Source organism: Calothrix sp. 336/3 (genome assembly GCF_000734895.2).
In the GTDB taxonomy this organism is placed as follows: Bacteria; Cyanobacteriota; Cyanobacteriia; order Cyanobacteriales; family Nostocaceae; genus 336-3.
This window is the reverse complement of the sequence record NZ_CP011382.1, coordinates 394,040-411,735: the sequence shown is the minus strand read 5'-3', so window position 1 is coordinate 411,735 and position 17,696 is coordinate 394,040. Positions and strand designations below refer to the sequence as shown.

The following is a 17,696-nucleotide window of genomic DNA, read 5'->3' as shown; positions in this document are numbered from 1 at the left end:
GGTTCGTAGTAGCGATTTATCTTTCAAATCAACAGCTAAAGCCCTTACTACAATCCTTAAAATATCATGTGGCAGACTACTAGGAAATAAAAAAGTTTTTACCCTTCCCTCTTCCCCCATGCATAGCTACAGTTTAATTGCACCTGCCAAAATCAACCTTTATTTGGAAATTATCGGCAATCGTCCCGATGGATTTCATGAGTTAGCAATGATACTGCAAAGTATTGAGCTAGCAGATATCATAGACCTGGAAATGCGCGATGATAAAAGCTTTTTGCTGCATTGTGACCATACGCAAGTCCCCGTAGATGGAAGTAATTTAGCCTACAAAGCGGCAGAGCTAATGGCAGGAGAATTCCCCGAAGCATTCGCCAAATATGGAGGATTAGATATCACCATTAGCAAGAATATTCCCGTAGCTGCGGGATTAGCAGGGGGTTCGAGTAATGCAGCTGCGGTATTGGTAGGGATAGATTTACTTTGGAATTTAGGATTAACCCAGTCAGAATTAGGGGAATTAGGAGCAAGATTAGGTTCCGATGTTCCCTTCTGTATTTTGGGAGGAACCGCGATCGCCACAGGAAGAGGAGAACAATTAGCTCCCCTACCCTACTTAGAAGACATATATATAGTATTGGCAAAATATCGCAGTCTGGAAGTATCCACCGCCGGAGCATACAAAAGCTATCGTCAGGAATATGGTCATACCTACCTCCGTGATACAGAAAGTTTAGCAGCTAGAGCGGCTGCGGTACATTCCGGGGAAATGGTCAAAGCGATTTTACAAAAAAATCCCCAGGAAATTGCCCAGAAATTACACAACGATTTAGAAAAAGTTATCCTCCCCACCTATCCCCAAGTTCGGGAACTACGGGAAACTTTTTCCCAGATGGGTATATTGGGAACCATGATGTCCGGTTCTGGTCCGAGCGTCTTCGCAATTTGTGCATCGAAAACCCAAGCAGAAGAAGTTAAATTACAAATGAGGAACAGATTCCCCAATCCAGATTTAGAATTATTCGTGACCAAGATGAGCCATCGTGGTATTCATGTAGATGGTCAATAAATTTCAACCCCCAATCATTAACCATGAGTCAGGAAAATTCCCCAACCAATCCACCACCCCTCACACCTGCGCGTTGTCTACTTGGGGGACTAATTTCCAGTGGTTTAGCATTCGCTGCATATAACTTGATGATGGCGATCGCCACCTCCTTTGCTAACAAACCTCTCCACTCAGATAACCATATCGCTCTAAAAATTTCCGCCGCAGTTCGTACCCTAGTTGTCGGAATTGCCACCCTCGGAACTGGAATCTTTGCCATAGTTGCTCTGGGATTAGTTGCGTTAGGAATCCAAATTCTGTTTCAAGGGACATCAAAAACAGAATCTTAAATATACCAACAGATGCACATCAGTGTTATCACAGATGTATCCTTGGGTCATGGTGTGAATTTTGTATTGATTTATGAGCGCAACTCATCCCGCATTAAACCGTCTGAATCAAGCACTCAATCGAGTCGTAGTCGGACAATCCCATCTAGTTCAACAACTCTTAATTGCCTTGTTAGCTGGGGGACACGTTATTTTAGAAGGAGTACCCGGAACAGGCAAAACCCTATTAGTCAAAGTCCTAGCACAGTTAATCCAAGCAGACTTTAGTCGGATTCAACTCACACCCGATGTCTTACCTGCGGATATCACCGGAACCAACATTTTTGATTTAAATAGTCGTGAATTTACCCTCAAAAAAGGTCCCGTTTTCACCGAAGTACTCCTCGCAGACGAAATTAACCGCACCCCTCCCAAAACCCAAGCTGCATTACTCGAAGCAATGGAAGAGATGCAGGTGACACTGGATGGTGAAAGTTTACCCCTACCAGATTTATTCTGGGTAATTGCCACCCAAAACCCCCTAGAATTTGAAGGAACCTATCCCCTACCAGAAGCACAATTAGATAGATTTATCTTCAAATTGGTAGTAGACTATCCAGAGGCAGCAGCCGAAAAACAAATGCTTCTGAATCGTCAGGCAGGATTTACAGCCAAACGTGCAGATATTAACCGCATTGAACCTGTTGCTCAGGTAGAAGAAATATTAGAATTACGGCAAGCAGTACGAAAAGTTCAGGTATCCGAGGCAATAATTGATTACCTGTTAGCATTAGTACGCACTTCCCGACAGTTCCCAGATTTAGCTTTAGGTGCTTCCCCCCGTGCAGCAGGTGCATGGTTTTCCACAGCACAAGCAGCTGCATATCTCGCAGGAAGAGATTTTGTTACCCCTGACGATGTGAAAGCAGTTGCTGCACCTCTGTTACGTCACCGCTTTATTTTGAAACCTGAAGCAATGTTAGACGGAATTAATATTGATGGAGTGATTGCAGGGATTATGAATAAAGTTCCTGTACCCAGGTAATACCAATTCTCCAACATCAAGCTACACATAGATAGCAGGGGAGAAATTATCTGTAGCTGGAATTTAGAGAAATAATATAAAAGATATTTTCTCTATTCCCCATCATCCATTACCTAGACTGTGTTTCAGGGGTTAAAAATTCATACACAATCATTTCCTGTAAGAAAATAATCCACTCCCCTACAGACGCGATATAGCCTCTTTCATATGATGTTCACTTGAACACTTACGATAAAAATGACGCTGATATTTTGGGATATAACAACTCTGCAAACTTTATATCGTAACTAATACCCGAACATCATATCAGAGGAAATTAGTCGCTAACGCTAACACGTCTCTACATCGTCTTATCCAAACTATTGTCATTGCTCCCTACTCCCTACTCATTCCCATGCTTCCTTCTCAACGTACTTATTTATTACTCCTTGGTGGCATCGCGATCGCCATTATCAGTGCAATCTTACTCAATATTTCCACTAGTATTCTAATCACCCTCGGTTTCGATACCATCTTATTATTATTAACTTTCCTAGATAGGTTCCTCGTCCGTCAACACCGCGTCACAATTTCCCGTGATATCTCCCCCCGTTTATCCATTGGTAGAGATAACCCCGTAGTCTTATCCGTAAAATCAGGGAAAACCCAAGCAATCCTGCAAATTAGAGATTTTTACCCCAGCGAAATCAACGTATCCTCCCCACTGCTGCGAGCTAAATTAGAACCAGATACCACCTCAGAATTAACCTACACCGTCAACCCCAACCAACGGGGTGAATACACCTGGGGGAACATTCAGGTGCGACAACTCGGAGCTTTAGGTTTAGCTTGGCATAATTGGCAGATTTCCCAAACCGAGAAAGTCAAAGTTTATCCCGATTTAGTAGGATTGCGATCGCTATCCATTCGTCTGACTCTGCAATCCTCCGGAGCAATGCGGCAAATTCGGCAAATGGGTATCGGTACAGAATTCGCAGAATTAAGAAATTACCGCACAGGTGACGATTTACGCTTAATCGATTGGAAAGCAACTGCTCGCAGAATTGGTTCCTATGGCAACGCTTCCCCCCTAGTCAGAGTTCTAGAACCAGAACAGGAACAAACCCTATTAATTTTACTCGACAGAGGACGGTTAATGACCGCCAGAGTTCAGGGTTTACAACGTTTTGACTGGGGTTTAAATGCCACCCTATCCCTAGCTTTAGCTGGTTTACACCGAGGCGATCGCGTGGGAATTGGTGTATTTGACCGCCAAGTACATACGTGGATTCCCCCAGAAAGAGGACAGGGACATCTGAATCACCTGATTGATCGCCTCACACCCATTCAACCCGTACTCCTAGAATCTGACTACCTAGGAGCCGTCACCCATGTGGTACAACAGCAAACCCGACGGGCGTTAGTTGTAGTCATCACTGATATCGTTGATACCACCGCCTCCTCCGAACTTCTAGCCGCCCTCACCCGACTCGCTCCCCGTTATTTACCCTTTTGCGTCACCCTGCGCGATCGCCAAGTCGATACTATCGCCGAAAATTTTACCACTGATGTCAATACCGCCTATACCCGCGCCGTTGCCCTAGACTTACTCGCACAACGTCAAGTAGCCTTTGCCCAACTACAACAAAAAGGTGTATTAGTTCTCGATGCACCAGCAAATCAAATAACAGACCAGTTAATAGATAGATACTTGCAGCTGAAAGCTCGGAATCAATTGTAATAAAAAATGACAAAACATCCGTATCTTTGCTAGGATAACTTTGGCAAAAAGAAACAAGACAGCTTGTTGAGAGTTTTTTGCAGATTATTAAAGGGCATCTACCAGTCAAAAGAATATCTAAGTAGCGGTGAAAAATATGTTGAGACTGGGTTTAATATTCTGTGATAAGAAATCACAAACACTTCATAAAGATTCCGTGAATGATTCACCTCAGAGCTGGCAATCATTCAGTGTATTTACTAATCTAAAAAGCATAGCTACTTGAACGCCTTGGGAGCTTTTGGTCTGACAATGAAACATCTTTCAGTCTTACTTACCACGCTATCCACTGTCGTTGTAAGTGCAATCTCTATCTCTGCTATTTCTGAAAGCGCTACTGCCGCAAATTTTTCGGGTAACTCTAGTGGTATCTGGGGTAATCCGAACCCAGGTATTAATCAAAATCCCCAAACTACAGGTGTGGGAACAAATACATTCACCTGGGGGAGAGCTTGTTTAGCAGGAGATATTAACCCCTGTCCCCAAAATGCAGTATTTGGTACTCCTCCCAATAAGCTGACATTTAATGGTAGTGCATTCAATACGAATATTGGTTCCCAATTCAAGATTGGTAATTTGAGTTACTTCAACGGTACAGTTTTAGAAGATACGAGTGTTGAATCGGTACCATTAAATCTAACTGTATCCTTTGCAGATATTGGCATTACCAAAAATTTCGATTTCCGTTTCCTGCTACACAATACCCCAAATGTGGGCACACCCACAGAAAATGCTGATTACATCACGGTGTTGAATCAGGTGAGTGAGCAAACGTTTTTCTACCAAGATAAGGAATATACCTTAGAACTCACAGGTTTTAGCGAGAAAAATGGTTTTGTCAACTTCTTCAGTGTGTTGGAAGGAGAAGATACCACAGCCTCTATTTATGGCACAATTAAGCAAGTAATTAGACCAAAAACGATTCCAGAACCAGGAGCGATCGCGGGTTTATCCGTATTAGGAATTTACTTGCTGTGTCGTCGCCAAAATTTTTCCCGCAGTCGAGGCAATTAGTTAGAACCACAATGATACAGTTTATATACGTAACCATTGATGTTGGGTAAATCTTGAGTATCCAGAATACATTTTTGCACAGCTTCTGGTTCGGAAGTCTGGAGGTTAACTAGCCAAACATCAAGAGGTTGAGATATCTGCCGGATAACATTATCTAATTTATTGTTCGTATCCAAGTTTTTATCTAGATTCTGGAGAAAAAATTGCGTATTCGCAACAATATCCCCATCGGTGATTTTCAATTCTCTTGCAACTCCCATCATTTCCCCAATTTGTACATGGGTAATTTGAGTTGTGGCAATTATTCTGGATACTGAAGATTTTTCAGTAATTAATTGCACAAATAAATCTGGGCGATAGTATTTTTGATAGCCTAAATTGGAGGTGACAGTCACTGCACTCAAGAAACCCATGAATAAAATTATGCAGACTGCGACTTTTCCAGGAACTCCCCATTGAACTGGCTGATTTTTTTGCCAAGCTACTGCTAAACTGGCTGCTAGGATTAACAGTACTGCTGGGTAGTAAATGAAATTGTAACGAGCTCCCCTTGTCAGGTCAATACCGAGAAAATAGGTAAAGATGAAAAATATGGCGATCGCGCTACCAATCAGTTGCACCAGCATCTCCATCATCACACGGTTTTCTGGTTGGCGAAACTGCTCTTGAATACCTCGCCAAAAAATGGGTATTGCCCAAATTAAGAATATCCCCATGATTAACCCGGAGATAATAACTATCACCAGGTTAGGCGATTCCACTGGTAATAAAATAATCATTGTAATCCAAGCAGCTAAAGCTTGAAATATCGGACTCAGTAAAGCTAAACCCACGCGATCGCCCTGAATCCAATCTGTTAATTTATCACCATAGGTATTTTGTAAAAATACGGGAATCCAAACCATACCCGCAACCCCAGTACCCATCGCCACCACAAAAATTCTCCACCACGGTAAGGTGATATTATTAGGTGAGATTTGTTGCCAAGCAAAGATAATTAAAACAACTACCTCAGTTAACAGCGTCAAAGCAAAAAAATAATGGGTGGCAATCCCCAAAGCATTCACCAAAATCCAAGTGAAAACCAACCACCAAGAAAGTTGAGAACGGTTATAAATATGACGAATTGTCACCATTAAACAACCGCAGGAAGCAATCACCCATAAAATAGCTAAAGTATAATGTCTGGCTTCCTGTGCCAGAAAAATTCCATAGGGTGATATAGCCATCAAAGCAGCAGATAAATGGCTGATACGAGGAGAGCGAAAAGCCAAATAACTTAAACCATAAATTGCAATTATCGATAAACCCCCAAAGATAACAGCCAGCGATCGCCCACCCCACAAAGACACCAAACCATACTCAGTGGGGAACAAACGCAACCATAGATGGGTAAGGATAAAATATAAGGGTGGATGATTACTCTCCTGAAATAAATGATGTAAAACATCCGCAATACTTGCTCCTATGTGCGGCTGTAGAGGTTGTAGTAAAGTATCAATAGATATTGCTTCATCCAGAGGAACAGGTATAAAACTATTGCCTAAACTAAACACCAAAGTCGAAAATTCATCAGTCCAAGGTGATTTAGCTGTTAAATTGGCAAAACGTAAACCCGTACCCACAACTAACCACAAAATCAGCAGCAGGATATTTGAAGACTTAAAGGGAAAAAACTGACGTAAGGTATTCATAACTGTCGCTGCGCTCCCGTACACAATTCACAAGACAAAACTTAAAATTTAAACTTCATATTTTAAATTTTGTTGGCGTAGCGTACCCGCAACATCATACCACACAACAGTATTTTTCCGGAAAATCCCCACCCATCCTGAGGCGACTATTTTACCTCAGTCACACGCCAGCTTAATTTGAGATTTACCCAGAAATTCCAGACTGTTGCCACGGCGATCGCTACCAAATTGGCAATATAACGGTTGGGAACGATGAAATTAAATACCAAATTCAATACCATCACATTAATCACTAAACCCGCCAAACAAATAATATTAAACTTGAGAAATCTCTTGAGACGCTGACGCAACTCATTTTGTTTCATCGACACATCCGCAAATGTCCAAGCATCATTCCATAAAAAGTTATTAAATACAGCAATTTCACCAGCGATAATTTTACTTCGTGTCAAAGGTAAACCCAAGGTACTAGGATCGCTTAACAAATAAAGCATTACCATATCCACAAATACCCCAGTTAAACCCACCAAACCAAACCGCACAAACCGATCTAAGGGGAAATTAAATTTCTCTGTCAATTTACCTAAATGTCCCGTAGAGAATCTTAAACGCAGCAGATGATGAATATACTCAATATACTGCTTCCAACTAACTTTACTCTCACCCTCTTTGCGCTCACAAAAAACATAGCCAACCTCCGCAATTCTCTTCACCCTACCTCGCCCAATCACCTCCAAGAGAATCTTATACCCTACTGGGTTGAGAATTTGCCCGACGACACATTCCCGTCTAAACATAAAATAACCACTCATCGGGTCAGAAACTCGACCCAAAACCCCTGGTAAAATAACTAATCCTAATAATTGGGCACCACGAGATAAAAAACGCCTGATGAAACTCCAACTACTTACCCCACCACCTTCAACGTGACGACTCGCAACCCCCAAATCTGCCCCATTTTGAATATTTTCCAACAATTGCAACAGGACATGGGGTGGATGCTGTAAATCCCCATCAATTACCCCTAGAATTTGCCCCCTTGCTGCTTGCCAACCTCGAATCACTGCCGAAGATAAACCACGCTCCTTTTCCCGTCGCATCACTTGCAATTGCGGGTATTCTACAGTCAATTTCTGAGCAATTTCCCAGGTACCATCCGGGCTGTTATCATCCACAACTATTAGCTCATACTCCCCAGGAATCGATTCATCCAGGATTTGGCAGAGTATTCGCACGATTTTATGAATATTTGCTGCTTCGTTATAGGTAGGAATTACTAAAGAGAATAAAGGGTTTGGGGTAGTCGCACCTGGCAAGGTTGCAGGTGAGTCAGGGATTTGTAAAGCTCCAGAAGGTACTAATAGCAAGGGATGAGGGTAATTGATATTCATAAAAATAGAGTTTAAAGCGAAAACAGGATAAATGGAAGTTTTTCAGGAAATTTTATCTTGCCATCTCGAAAAAAAAGAATCCCCAAGCTGAAACCGATGTTCAGATGGGGCACGAAGAGATTGACTCAAGATTAAAAAAACATCGAGATGACACAATTTTGTATAATAACTGTTTTTTGTGTTTACATAATACAATACTGTAACTTTATTTCGTCATCATCACCAGTATAACCACTGAAATAAAACAGTATTAACTGCGAAGCTAGGCATTTATGCCATTGCCAAACAAATACTTGCATTGCGATAAAAGTCTAGGGATATGAATTGATTTTTAATATATATCTAGGGTGTGTAAACAATAGACTAACGCCATAGTTACAAACATTGGGGCATAAAAACTAAATAAGATATTCTGTCATCAAAAAGTACAACTTATGCTCATAAAAATCAAATGTAACTACTATATTATATCCCGTCTATTGCATAAGTTATTCAGTCGAAAAACTGATGATAACCATATTAATTAATCATTATTGTAAATGCTAATAACTATTATTGTCCTAGCAATTATTTTCGCTATTTGCTACAGTAGTGAACCCGAAATTCGATATTGCTTCTTAAAAACATCTGTGATTTGGGGGGTTATTCTGACTCTGATAACAGAAGTTCTAAGTTATTTCCATATTCTTAATTTCACAGCCATCTCCTCTAGTTGGCTGATTTTTATTATCCTGCTCCTAGTTAAATATTCTCGCACCGTTTTTAGTACTAATCTGACTAAATTATGGTATCAGTTATCTACCATACCTCCATTCGCTAAAATATTAGTAAGTGGTGTCAGTTTAATTATTTTCACTATTGGCATAACTTGTATTGCATCACCACCCAATAACTGGGATTCCATGGATTATCACATGAGTCGTATCATGTATTGGATACAGCATCAAACGGTAGCTCACTACCCCACTAGCTACACTCCCCAAATCTATCAAAATCCTTGGTCTGAATATGTAATTTTACATTTCCAATTTCTGAGTGGTGGTGATTACTTTGCTAATTGTATGCAGTGGTGGAGTTTGATTGGTTGTGTTCTGGGTAGTTCTTTAATTGCTGAAAAATTAGGTGCAGATTTGCGCGGACAAATTTTTACCGCAGTTGTCACAGCAACTATACCCATGGGAATCTTACAAGCTTCCAGTACTCAGAATGATTATGCTTTAGGATTTTGGTTAATTTCCTTGGCATATTACACAATTAGTGTGATACAAGCAGGGAAAAATGCCAAATTGAGTGAGTATTTTCTCCTCGGAAGTAGTTTGGGTTTAGCAATTCTCACTAAAGGTACTGCCTATGTATACGTTTTACCTTTCTTAGTTTGGCTGAGTATTTCTCAGATTTTACGATTACGTTGGTCTGTTTGGAAACCTGCTGCTATTGTGGCATTTCTAGGCTTATCATTAAATATCAATCATTATCTGCGGAATTATCAAGTATTTGCCTCACCTTTAGGGGAACCGAGTAGCTATAAAAATGAAATTTTAGGGATTCAGGTTCTATTATCAAATATTTTACGAAATTCTGGATTACATTTAGGCACACCAATTGGTTTTCTGAGTGGAGCAACTAATAAAATTATCCAGATATTACATAGTTTTATTGGTATTGATGTTAGTGACCCCAGAACTACTTTTACTAAGACTTTTTTCGTACCCGGTGGTTGGTCTACTCTCGGATTTCCAGGAAATGAAAATAGTGCAGGTAATCTCTGGCATTTTTTGTTATTTGTGGCATTATTTTCCCTATATATTTGGGGAAGAAAGAAATATCATGAAAGATATTTAACAGCCTATCTGATAACATCTGCTAGTACATTCTTAATATTTTGTTTCTTAGTAAAATGGCAACCTTGGCATAGTCGCTTACATTTGCCTTTCTTTATTTTAGTTGCACCATTTCTGGGAATTATCCTATCCAGAATAACTCAAAAAAGAATTGTTAATTTGATTGTAATTTTTTTGTTGATTTCCTCACTTCCCTGGCTAGCATTCAATCGTTATAAACCTCTAATTGGTCATCAAAATGTTTGGCAGACTGCCCGGATAGAGCAATATTTTAGTAATCGACCAAATATGCAAAAAACTTACCAGGAAAGCGTAAAATTCCTTCAGGAAAAAAATTGCTCTAAAATTGGCTTAATGATGGGTAATGATGCTTGGGAATATCCACTATGGATGCTTTTGTCTGAAGCTGGGATGAAAGATTTACAACTGCAACACATTAATGTCAATAATAATTCGGGATTGAAGACTCATATTGCTCAAAACAATACATTTAATCCTTGTGCAGTATTTTATATGGAGACGAAAAGGAGTAAGCAAGCACAGGTAGAAGAAGTATCTTTTCAGGGTAATAAATTTACTCGTAGTTGGGTTGGTGAGCAAATAGCAATTTTTCTGAAAAAGTGATATTAATCTCGTCTGGCAAAAAATCAGCCGATGGTATGAATAAAAAAAGGGCAAATAGTTTGCCCTAATTATACTTTATTCACTTATATATGCCGAAATTTTGAGGTGATAAGATGATTCTTAACTACTTCAAAATATGGAATATTTGGAGGTTTAAATTTCTGCAACCGCACGTTCAATTAAACGTCGTGCTAGGGTTTGTGTCCCCGTATGTTCATAGTAGTTGGTAGAAACATCTAAAAATGCCGCAACATAATCGAGTTTATCGTCAGCAATTTCCACAAAACCTTGGAAGTTATGTAAAACTTTGCTAGGTGTCAAATTACGATCTGCAACTAAATTGCTCATCCAACCTTTGACGGAATCAAAACTTTGACCGATAAAGTTGAGTTTACTACCAGAATTATCTCCAGGAATATCATTTTTGATATTTTGGAAAGTGGAATTGTGCTCTAAGTCTTGGGGACTCATACTATTAATACTAGAAAGAGCTTTAGTGATGAAATCTGGACCTAAAGGTATTAAACCATCAACACAAACTAATGCCACCATCCGAATTAGTGATTCACCGCTATACTCTCCCAAGGAAGCAACAAAATCACCAATACTGTCACCGGGAATACCATTAATTTGACAGAAAGCAACTAACTCAACTACTAATTTCAGACATAAATCAATAGTTTGAGCTTTGTCAGGTTTGGGGGTGACTGAGTTTAAAAAACCCAGGAGGGGAATTGTTTCACCGACTTTGTTTGCTAAAGCTGCCGCACCTAGGAGTTTATCTGTACCATCAACGGTTTGATATAACCACATTGCTCGTTGGTATCCCTGGGAACGGTCATTATACAGGTAAATAGCCCGTTCACCAATGGCTTGAATTAAGCTTTCATCCTCTTCACCAGTAACTGTTTTAATGGTATTGACAAAACCCACAGTATTTTGCCATTCTCCAGGAGCGGCAAAATCGAGGGCGTTTAACATGGAAATTGTTAAGCCACTAGTTGGTAGTTCATCTACCATTTCAAAAATTGCTTTACTCACAAATTTAGCTCCTGAATTTTGTCTATTGAAGGGTGATTGATTTGTTGACTTTTCGCTATGAGAGATGAATTATTTGAGTTTTGCTAAACCATCAAGGTTAAATTTCTGAATCCAAGTTGCGCGATCGCTAGCTTTAAATGAGGGGGTTCGAGACAGTACTTTGACTTGGTAGCGTTCTTTTACCAAGACTGCGGTTTGGGTGTTACCAACTTCGATGGAGGGATAACCACCGATATCCTTGGTACTTTTCGTAAATTTCGCTGCCGCACTAGGTGTACTCTTGGTATCAGAAATTGACAGCATCGCCACATCTTTACCATCTTTCTTTAATTTGGCTTCTGCAAAACCCTTCTTCTCTTGGGTAAAAACGCGACTGTAGCCACTTCCGCCTTGGGGGAAGAACTTGTTAAATTCACTACCCTGGGTAGCATTTTTAGATACAGCTTGTCCACTTTTGGCGGTACTACTATCTTTCTGTGCTTGATCAAAACGACTGGGTTCTTTCGCACTTGAACAAGCTGTTGTCAGTATTAACACTGATAATAAGAGGGCAGTTAAAATTTTGGGTGTGCGTTTTAAATCCATTTTAGGCTCCTAAATCGGTTCTTATCAGGGGAATCTAGATTTACGATGAATGTATATCTATATACCCTGTTCTTTTATACTTCACCTTTTTCCGAGATATGAAGTTGTACAAAACAAAACTTGATAGTGGTTTATCAATGGAAGGGTTGTAGGGAGGATAAATACCCATCCCACAAGCTTTTGAGGAATCGAAATGGAATCTCACTCCATTGATAACCGCTACTTTGCTTGACTGGGCAATTATCACCTGTGTATGAGTGATATGGTGAGAAAATTTACATTTCTCTGACTTTGATGAGCTAATCTCGGTAAGCTATCACAGCATAAAATGGATCGCCGCTTGCCACACCTAGCCACTGGAGGAAATTAGGAGCGCTAGATTGGCGAATAATTACTTCTGGAGGAGTAAAGCCAGGAACTGAGGTAAAATAGCCCTTGACTAATTCCACGCGAGTTGATTCGGAGCCTTCTCGCCATGCTTGGATAGCTTTTTGAAAGAACATCCGATTAGAAAAGCTAATGATGGCAATTCCACCAGGTTTGAGAATGCGATGGATTTCGGTAAATATGGCTTCGGGATATTGGAGGTATTGTACAGAGACGCAGTTGAGAACAGCGTCAAATTCTCCATCTTTGCAGGGTAGTTTGGGATTATCGTTGAGATTTTGGACAAAATAGTTATTTAATCGGGGATTGCGACTGAGTTCTTCTCCATTCAATCCATGTCCTTCCACATGGTCAAATTGTAGCTCTTCTGGAAGGTGGGATACCCAACTGCTCATCATATCGAAAATGCGTGTGTGGGGTTGGAGGCGATCGCGATATAAATCTGTTAGCTGTTGAATGAACCCTTCGTCTACATGGGTGACAAAGCGAGGATAAACATAAAATAACTTGTCATCTGTGTCATCTAGCTTAGTGCGTTGATTTGGTCTCAGCAACATAAAACTTCAATTCCGAAAAGGTTAGGGCAAAATGTATAGTGCCTTACATAATCTTAGAAAAAGACGGGAAAATAAACGAGTCTACCAAACAACATTCATCCCTGATTGCTGAAATGTTATCAAAATTACGATTCAATGGACGCAGATTACATTATTTGAGTTTGTTACTTTTATTACTGCCTTTATTGTTTTTAAGTTCTGGGCAAAGTAGTTTAATGGCTCATGATGAGGGACTTTATGCTTGGCGATCGCGCTTGATGTTAGAGTCTGGTGATTGGATTAACCCTTGGTCTGAACCTCACCATAAAACTCCCGGCTTTTACTGGCTGTTGGCTTTATCATACAAGCTTTTGGGAATGAATGAAATGACTGTGCGGTTGCCGGTAATGATTGCGGGTATGTGTTGTCTATTACTGGTTTATGAAATTGGTAGAATTATTTATGGGGAGTATTTAGCTTGGTTAGCTGGGGCAATTTTAACTGGGGAATTTCTTTGGGTACAATATGCCCGTTTGGGGACTCCAGATATGCCGATGATGCTGTTAGTTCTCTTGGCAATTTTTTGTTTGTTGCAAGGGGAAAGGGAACCGCAGAAATACTATTTTTATGGTTTCATTGCTGGCTTCTGTCTAGGTTTAGGATTTCTCGTCAGAAGTTTTATGATTATTTTGCCCACGGTGGCATTATTCCCCTATTTAATTACAGAAAATAACCGTCATCGTCACCTATATAATCCCCTATTGTATCTGGGATATCTTTTGGGATTGATTCCCACTCTGGTGTGGTTATGGTTGAGTTCCCAACGTTATCAAGCTCGCAGTACAGGTGCATTACTAAATTTTGTCGTCACCTTGGGTTCTGGCGATCGCGGTAATAACGGTTTGGAATTTTACTTCTGGAATCTCCCCCTGAAATCTTTTCCTTGGTGCTTATTTGCCGTTTTGGGGTTAATTTTACTCCTGCGTCATCCCCTACCCCGCTATCAATTATTAATTGTGGGTTTTCCTCTGACTTTATTTACAGAATTAACTTTATTCTCCACACGTCTATCTCACTATAGTCTCTGTGTTTATCCCTTTATTGCTTTACTCGCAGCTGTGGGTTTAGCAGGATTAGGAGAAATTACCACCTTCAGACAACGAGTTAAACTCAGTTTGAGTTATATTTTTGGCATATTTGGTGTAATTTTATTCCTTGCTGGGATAGCTGCTGTAATTATCGGGAATGGGCAAATTCCTCTGTATGGGATGGTGGCGATCGCTGTGGGTGGAAGTTGGTTATGTTTGCTGAGATGGCAGAAATATTCCCACCAATCTTGGATAGCTAGCTGGTTGGTAGCAACTTGGTTAGGTTTAGCGGTTGCTGCTGTGAATGGCTTTTTCAACGACTATAATCCCGATGTCAAAGCATTTATCCAACAACCGGCGATCGCCCCAATTCTGCAAAATCACCCTGTGCATTTTCTCCCTATAGGTGGCAAAACAGCCGTTTTACTCAACTTTTATACCCCCCACCATGGCAAACGAGTTGATTCTCTCTCCCAATTACCTAGTCATAGCTATGTTTGGATACCCAAGGATTTGAGCTTGACAGCAGTACCCCATCGTGTATTGGGAAATGTACAAACAGCGAAGTTAATTGAAGTATTACCCCCTAATTAGTATTTGGGGAAAAATTACTTACGGGTGTATCGGTGCTTCACTCCCAAGGGAAAATATTCCACATCACCCATAGGTTTGAGAGTGACTTGGGGGGTTTGGTATTCTGGGGGTACATAGTTAGCAAATTCACTATTCAAGCGTCGTAATTGGGTAAGAATTGCAGTGGCGATCGCCTCTTTCTTCCCTGAGTCTGCTTCTACCCCTGGAGCTAACTCCACCACCACCGTCAGCAACTTATTTTTATCTGTATCTTCAAGAACTTGTAAGACGAACTTTCCTGTCACCCAATCCTGAATCACAGGTTGCTCTAACCCCACGGTGACATTTTCCGGGTAAATATTCGCGCCAAAATAGGAGACTGTAAAATTAGAACGTCCAAACACATAGACGAAGGGTAAGTGACGTACATTGGTTAATTCCGAGGTAGGATGAAAATTATACTCAGCTAAAAACTCCAACATCTCCCCATAACCAATAATTCCCCCCCTATCTAGGATGTTGTAACGTATCAGAGGAATACCGTTATCACCAGAAAATAATAAGGTGTTATCCACAACTTCAAAAAAACGACTCTGGGGGTCATACTGTACCAAGGTAGGTAAACGAGATTCACCAAATAGCTTCCTGGCAGCTTCTGGATTTTCCCCTAAAAAGCGGCGAATACAAATACTCAAAGGTGTTTCATTTCCCAATACCCCCGCATCCGCAGTTCCATACAAAGACGCAGAATCATAACAAGGATTGACTGCACCGATTCTTTCCCCCACCAAACTCCGCCATTCTTCACTAAATACCTCCCCTGCCATCACTAATTTTACTTGATATTCTTTCCAGGGAATACCACGGGCAATCCCCGTATCAATAACATCTTTCAAGAAAGGGGGATATCCCAGTAGAACCACTTGGTCAAATAATTTACCCATTTCCCCCACTACCCGAAAAATTTCTTCCTTGTGATTACCGGGAGTAACAACGGTGAGGGGATAACCTTTCCACGCAAGGTAACGACAGCAATTTGTCGTGTACATTCCCCCTACCCAAGTCCCCAGGGTAAAACAAATGACTGCCAAGGTGCGACGGGTATCAGCAGCAAAACTATCATGAAATATCTGCTCAAAACGGGTAGCAATTTGTAACTCATCGCTGAAAAAACGCCCCCAAAATGTGGGTTTTCCCGTAGAACCAGAGGAGACTGCAATCATGTCACAGGTTTCTAGTTTGCCATGGCGACATAACGCAGATATGGGATATTTTTGTAAATAATTTTCCTTGGTAATTGGGGGTAGCTGCTGGAAATCAGCTAATGTTTTGATGGAGCTAGGGTTGATGTCATGTTCCTGGAGAAAAGCTTGGTATGCAGGAACTGTTGCAGCCACATCTTGAAATAGATTTAAGATGTTAGGTTCCCTAGGGGTTTGGAGTTGGGTATCTAGGGGTGTAGCTAGGAAATTAGTTAATGCTTGGGTAGCACGGTTCAGTCTCTCATCCATACTTCTGCCTCACGACTCATGTCATCAATATAGCTGCAAATTTCCCGGTCAAATTTTGCGGTAGAATACACAGGCGCTAGGAGAAGAGTATTAGTTATGGCTGCTGTGATTCCCGTGAATTTACCCCAGGATGCATACGAGATTGTGATTGCATCCCATGGTTTGGATAAATTAGGTGAGTATTTATCAGGGTTGAAACTCGGTAAGAATATATTACTGGTTTCTAATTCCACGGTTTTCCCTTTGTATGGTGCAAGGGCGATCGCCTCTCTCGAAAGTGCAGGTTTTGATGTTTCTGAGTGTCTACTCCCCGATGGCGAAAATTACAAAACCCTGGAATCTATTCAGCAAATCTATAATACTGCCCTAGAAAATCGCCTGGAACGTTCTGCCACCATGGTAGCCTTGGGTGGTGGTGTCATTGGTGACATGACTGGGTTTGCGGCGGCGACTTGGTTGCGTGGTATCAATTTTGTCCAAGTGCCCACTACTCTCTTGGCAATGGTGGATGCCTCAATTGGTGGAAAAACGGGGGTAAACCATCCCCAAGGCAAAAATTTAATTGGTGCGTTTCATCAACCACGTTTAGTTTTAATTGACCCGGAAGTATTGTCAACTCTCCCTGTACGGGAATTTCGAGCTGGGATGGCAGAGGTGATTAAGTATGGGGTGATTTGGGATGGGGAATTATTTGCCAAGATGGCAGCTAGTTCGGGGTTGGATAGGATGGACAGTATTTCCCCGGAGTTAATTAACTTAATTTTAACTCGGTCTTGCCAAGCCAAGGCGGATGTTGTCAGTCAGGATGAGAAGGAAGCCGGGTTACGGGCGATACTCAACTACGGACATACTATTGGTCATGCAGTGGAAAGTTTGACGGGTTACACCCTGGTGAATCATGGCGAAGCAGTGGCGATCGGGATGGTAGCGGCTGGTAAAATAGCTGTTGCCCTGGGAATGTGGACAGAAGCGGAAGCTGTGAAGCAGGATGCTTTAATTACTCAAGCAGGTTTACCAACAAAGTTACCCCAGGGTTTGGATATCACCGCGATCGCGATCACATTGCAGTTAGATAAGAAGGTGAAAGCTGGAAAAGTCCGATTTGTCTTACCCACCCAGATAGGAGCAGTGACAGTCACGGATACAGTTAGTAGTGAGGTGATTAGTCAAGTATTACAAGGGATGACTGGGGGATAGGTGATAAGCAAAAGTTGGCGTGTGATGTCGAGTTCG

The 17,696-nt window shown here is 41.0% G+C and carries 14 protein-coding genes; 8 read left to right on the top strand and 6 right to left on the bottom strand.

Annotation, left to right across the window (positions count from 1 at the left end):
- The first annotated feature begins 118 nt into the window (after positions 1–118).
- From ispE to IJ00_RS01665, 5 genes are all read left to right on the top strand, one after another.
- Entirely contained in the window at positions 119–1,066 is a 948-nt protein-coding gene (ispE, locus tag IJ00_RS01685) for a 4-(cytidine 5'-diphospho)-2-C-methyl-D-erythritol kinase (RefSeq protein WP_035149400.1), read from the top strand.
- 23 nt (positions 1,067–1,089) lie between these two features.
- The gene (locus tag IJ00_RS01680) at positions 1,090–1,395 is read left to right on the top strand and encodes a DUF3082 domain-containing protein (RefSeq protein WP_035149397.1); all 306 of its coding nucleotides are present in this window, start codon (positions 1,090–1,092) and stop codon (positions 1,393–1,395) included.
- A 73-nt stretch (positions 1,396–1,468) separates the two neighbouring features.
- A complete protein-coding gene (locus IJ00_RS01675) occupies positions 1,469–2,419 on the top strand; it encodes a MoxR family ATPase (protein ID WP_035149394.1) in 951 nt (316 codons plus the stop codon).
- Positions 2,420–2,813: 394 nt separating this feature from the next.
- Positions 2,814–4,139 (top strand): DUF58 domain-containing protein, encoded by a 1,326-nt coding sequence (locus IJ00_RS01670; protein ID WP_035149391.1) that lies wholly within the window; start codon positions 2,814–2,816, stop codon positions 4,137–4,139.
- Between the two features lie 291 nt (positions 4,140–4,430).
- A complete protein-coding gene (locus tag IJ00_RS01665) occupies positions 4,431–5,192 on the top strand; it encodes a choice-of-anchor K domain-containing protein (RefSeq protein ID WP_035149390.1) in 762 nt (253 codons plus the stop codon).
- On the opposite strand, the gene IJ00_RS01660 is transcribed toward IJ00_RS01665, so the two are convergent.
- Together IJ00_RS01660 and IJ00_RS01655 are read right to left on the bottom strand one after the other, a co-directional pair.
- On the bottom strand, positions 5,189–6,886 hold the full coding sequence (locus IJ00_RS01660; RefSeq protein ID WP_046814689.1) for a glycosyl transferase: 1,698 nt from the start codon (positions 6,884–6,886) through the stop codon (positions 5,189–5,191). The two genes, IJ00_RS01665 and IJ00_RS01660, sit on opposite strands and share 4 nt — an antisense overlap.
- Before the next feature lie 146 nt (positions 6,887–7,032).
- Positions 7,033–8,277, bottom strand: a complete 1,245-nt coding sequence (locus tag IJ00_RS01655; RefSeq protein ID WP_035149387.1) for a glycosyltransferase — start codon at positions 8,275–8,277, stop codon at positions 7,033–7,035.
- Between the two features lie 539 nt (positions 8,278–8,816).
- Here IJ00_RS01655 and IJ00_RS01650 point away from each other — a divergent pair.
- Positions 8,817–10,742: a glycosyltransferase family 39 protein gene (locus IJ00_RS01650; RefSeq protein ID WP_035149384.1), complete on the top strand. Its 1,926-nt coding sequence runs from the start codon at positions 8,817–8,819 to the stop codon at positions 10,740–10,742.
- Positions 10,743–10,895: 153 nt separating this feature from the next.
- Here IJ00_RS01650 and IJ00_RS01645 read toward each other — a convergent pair whose 3' ends face one another.
- The 3 genes from IJ00_RS01645 to IJ00_RS01635 form a co-directional block, all read right to left on the bottom strand.
- A complete protein-coding gene (locus tag IJ00_RS01645) occupies positions 10,896–11,783 on the bottom strand; it encodes a hypothetical protein (RefSeq protein ID WP_035149382.1) in 888 nt (295 codons plus the stop codon).
- Positions 11,784–11,852: 69 nt separating this feature from the next.
- Entirely contained in the window at positions 11,853–12,368 is a 516-nt protein-coding gene (locus IJ00_RS01640; protein WP_035149381.1) for a hypothetical protein, read from the bottom strand.
- 299 nt (positions 12,369–12,667) lie between these two features.
- Positions 12,668–13,312, bottom strand: coding sequence for a class I SAM-dependent methyltransferase (locus tag IJ00_RS01635; RefSeq protein WP_035149379.1), 645 nt, complete (start codon positions 13,310–13,312; stop codon positions 12,668–12,670).
- A gap of 38 nt (positions 13,313–13,350) precedes the next feature.
- On the opposite strand from IJ00_RS01635, the gene IJ00_RS01630 reads away from it, so the two are divergent.
- Positions 13,351–14,973, top strand: coding sequence for a glycosyltransferase family 39 protein (locus IJ00_RS01630; protein WP_238178413.1), 1,623 nt, complete (start codon positions 13,351–13,353; stop codon positions 14,971–14,973).
- Positions 14,974–14,987: 14 nt separating this feature from the next.
- Here IJ00_RS01630 and IJ00_RS01625 read toward each other — a convergent pair whose 3' ends face one another.
- Positions 14,988–16,463, bottom strand: a complete 1,476-nt coding sequence (locus tag IJ00_RS01625; protein WP_035149378.1) for a phenylacetate--CoA ligase family protein — start codon at positions 16,461–16,463, stop codon at positions 14,988–14,990.
- 96 nt (positions 16,464–16,559) lie between these two features.
- Here IJ00_RS01625 and aroB point away from each other — a divergent pair, with 96 nt between their 5' ends.
- Positions 16,560–17,660 carry a 3-dehydroquinate synthase gene (gene aroB, locus IJ00_RS01620; RefSeq protein ID WP_035149376.1) on the top strand — a complete coding sequence of 367 codons (1,101 nt, stop codon included), beginning with the start codon at positions 16,560–16,562 and terminating at the stop codon, positions 17,658–17,660.
- Positions 17,661–17,696: the final 36 nt, after the last annotated feature.

Bases quoted from the DNA above. Each gene is read 5' to 3' on its own strand.
- ispE (WP_035149400.1), top strand. From the start codon at position 119: ATGCATAGCTACAGTTTAATTGCACCTGCCAAAATCAACCTTTATTTG.
- IJ00_RS01680 (WP_035149397.1), top strand. From the start codon at position 1,090: ATGAGTCAGGAAAATTCCCCAACCAATCCACCACCCCTCACACCTGCG.
- IJ00_RS01675 (WP_035149394.1), top strand. From the start codon at position 1,469: ATGAGCGCAACTCATCCCGCATTAAACCGTCTGAATCAAGCACTCAAT.
- IJ00_RS01670 (WP_035149391.1), top strand. From the start codon at position 2,814: ATGCTTCCTTCTCAACGTACTTATTTATTACTCCTTGGTGGCATCGCG.
- IJ00_RS01665 (WP_035149390.1), top strand. From the start codon at position 4,431: ATGAAACATCTTTCAGTCTTACTTACCACGCTATCCACTGTCGTTGTA.
- IJ00_RS01660 (WP_046814689.1), bottom strand. From the start codon at position 6,886: ATGAATACCTTACGTCAGTTTTTTCCCTTTAAGTCTTCAAATATCCTG.
- IJ00_RS01655 (WP_035149387.1), bottom strand. From the start codon at position 8,277: ATGAATATCAATTACCCTCATCCCTTGCTATTAGTACCTTCTGGAGCT.
- IJ00_RS01650 (WP_035149384.1), top strand. From the start codon at position 8,817: ATGCTAATAACTATTATTGTCCTAGCAATTATTTTCGCTATTTGCTAC.
- IJ00_RS01640 (WP_035149381.1), bottom strand. From the start codon at position 12,368: ATGGATTTAAAACGCACACCCAAAATTTTAACTGCCCTCTTATTATCA.
- IJ00_RS01635 (WP_035149379.1), bottom strand. From the start codon at position 13,312: ATGTTGCTGAGACCAAATCAACGCACTAAGCTAGATGACACAGATGAC.
- IJ00_RS01625 (WP_035149378.1), bottom strand. From the start codon at position 16,463: ATGGATGAGAGACTGAACCGTGCTACCCAAGCATTAACTAATTTCCTA.
- aroB (WP_035149376.1), top strand. From the start codon at position 16,560: ATGGCTGCTGTGATTCCCGTGAATTTACCCCAGGATGCATACGAGATT.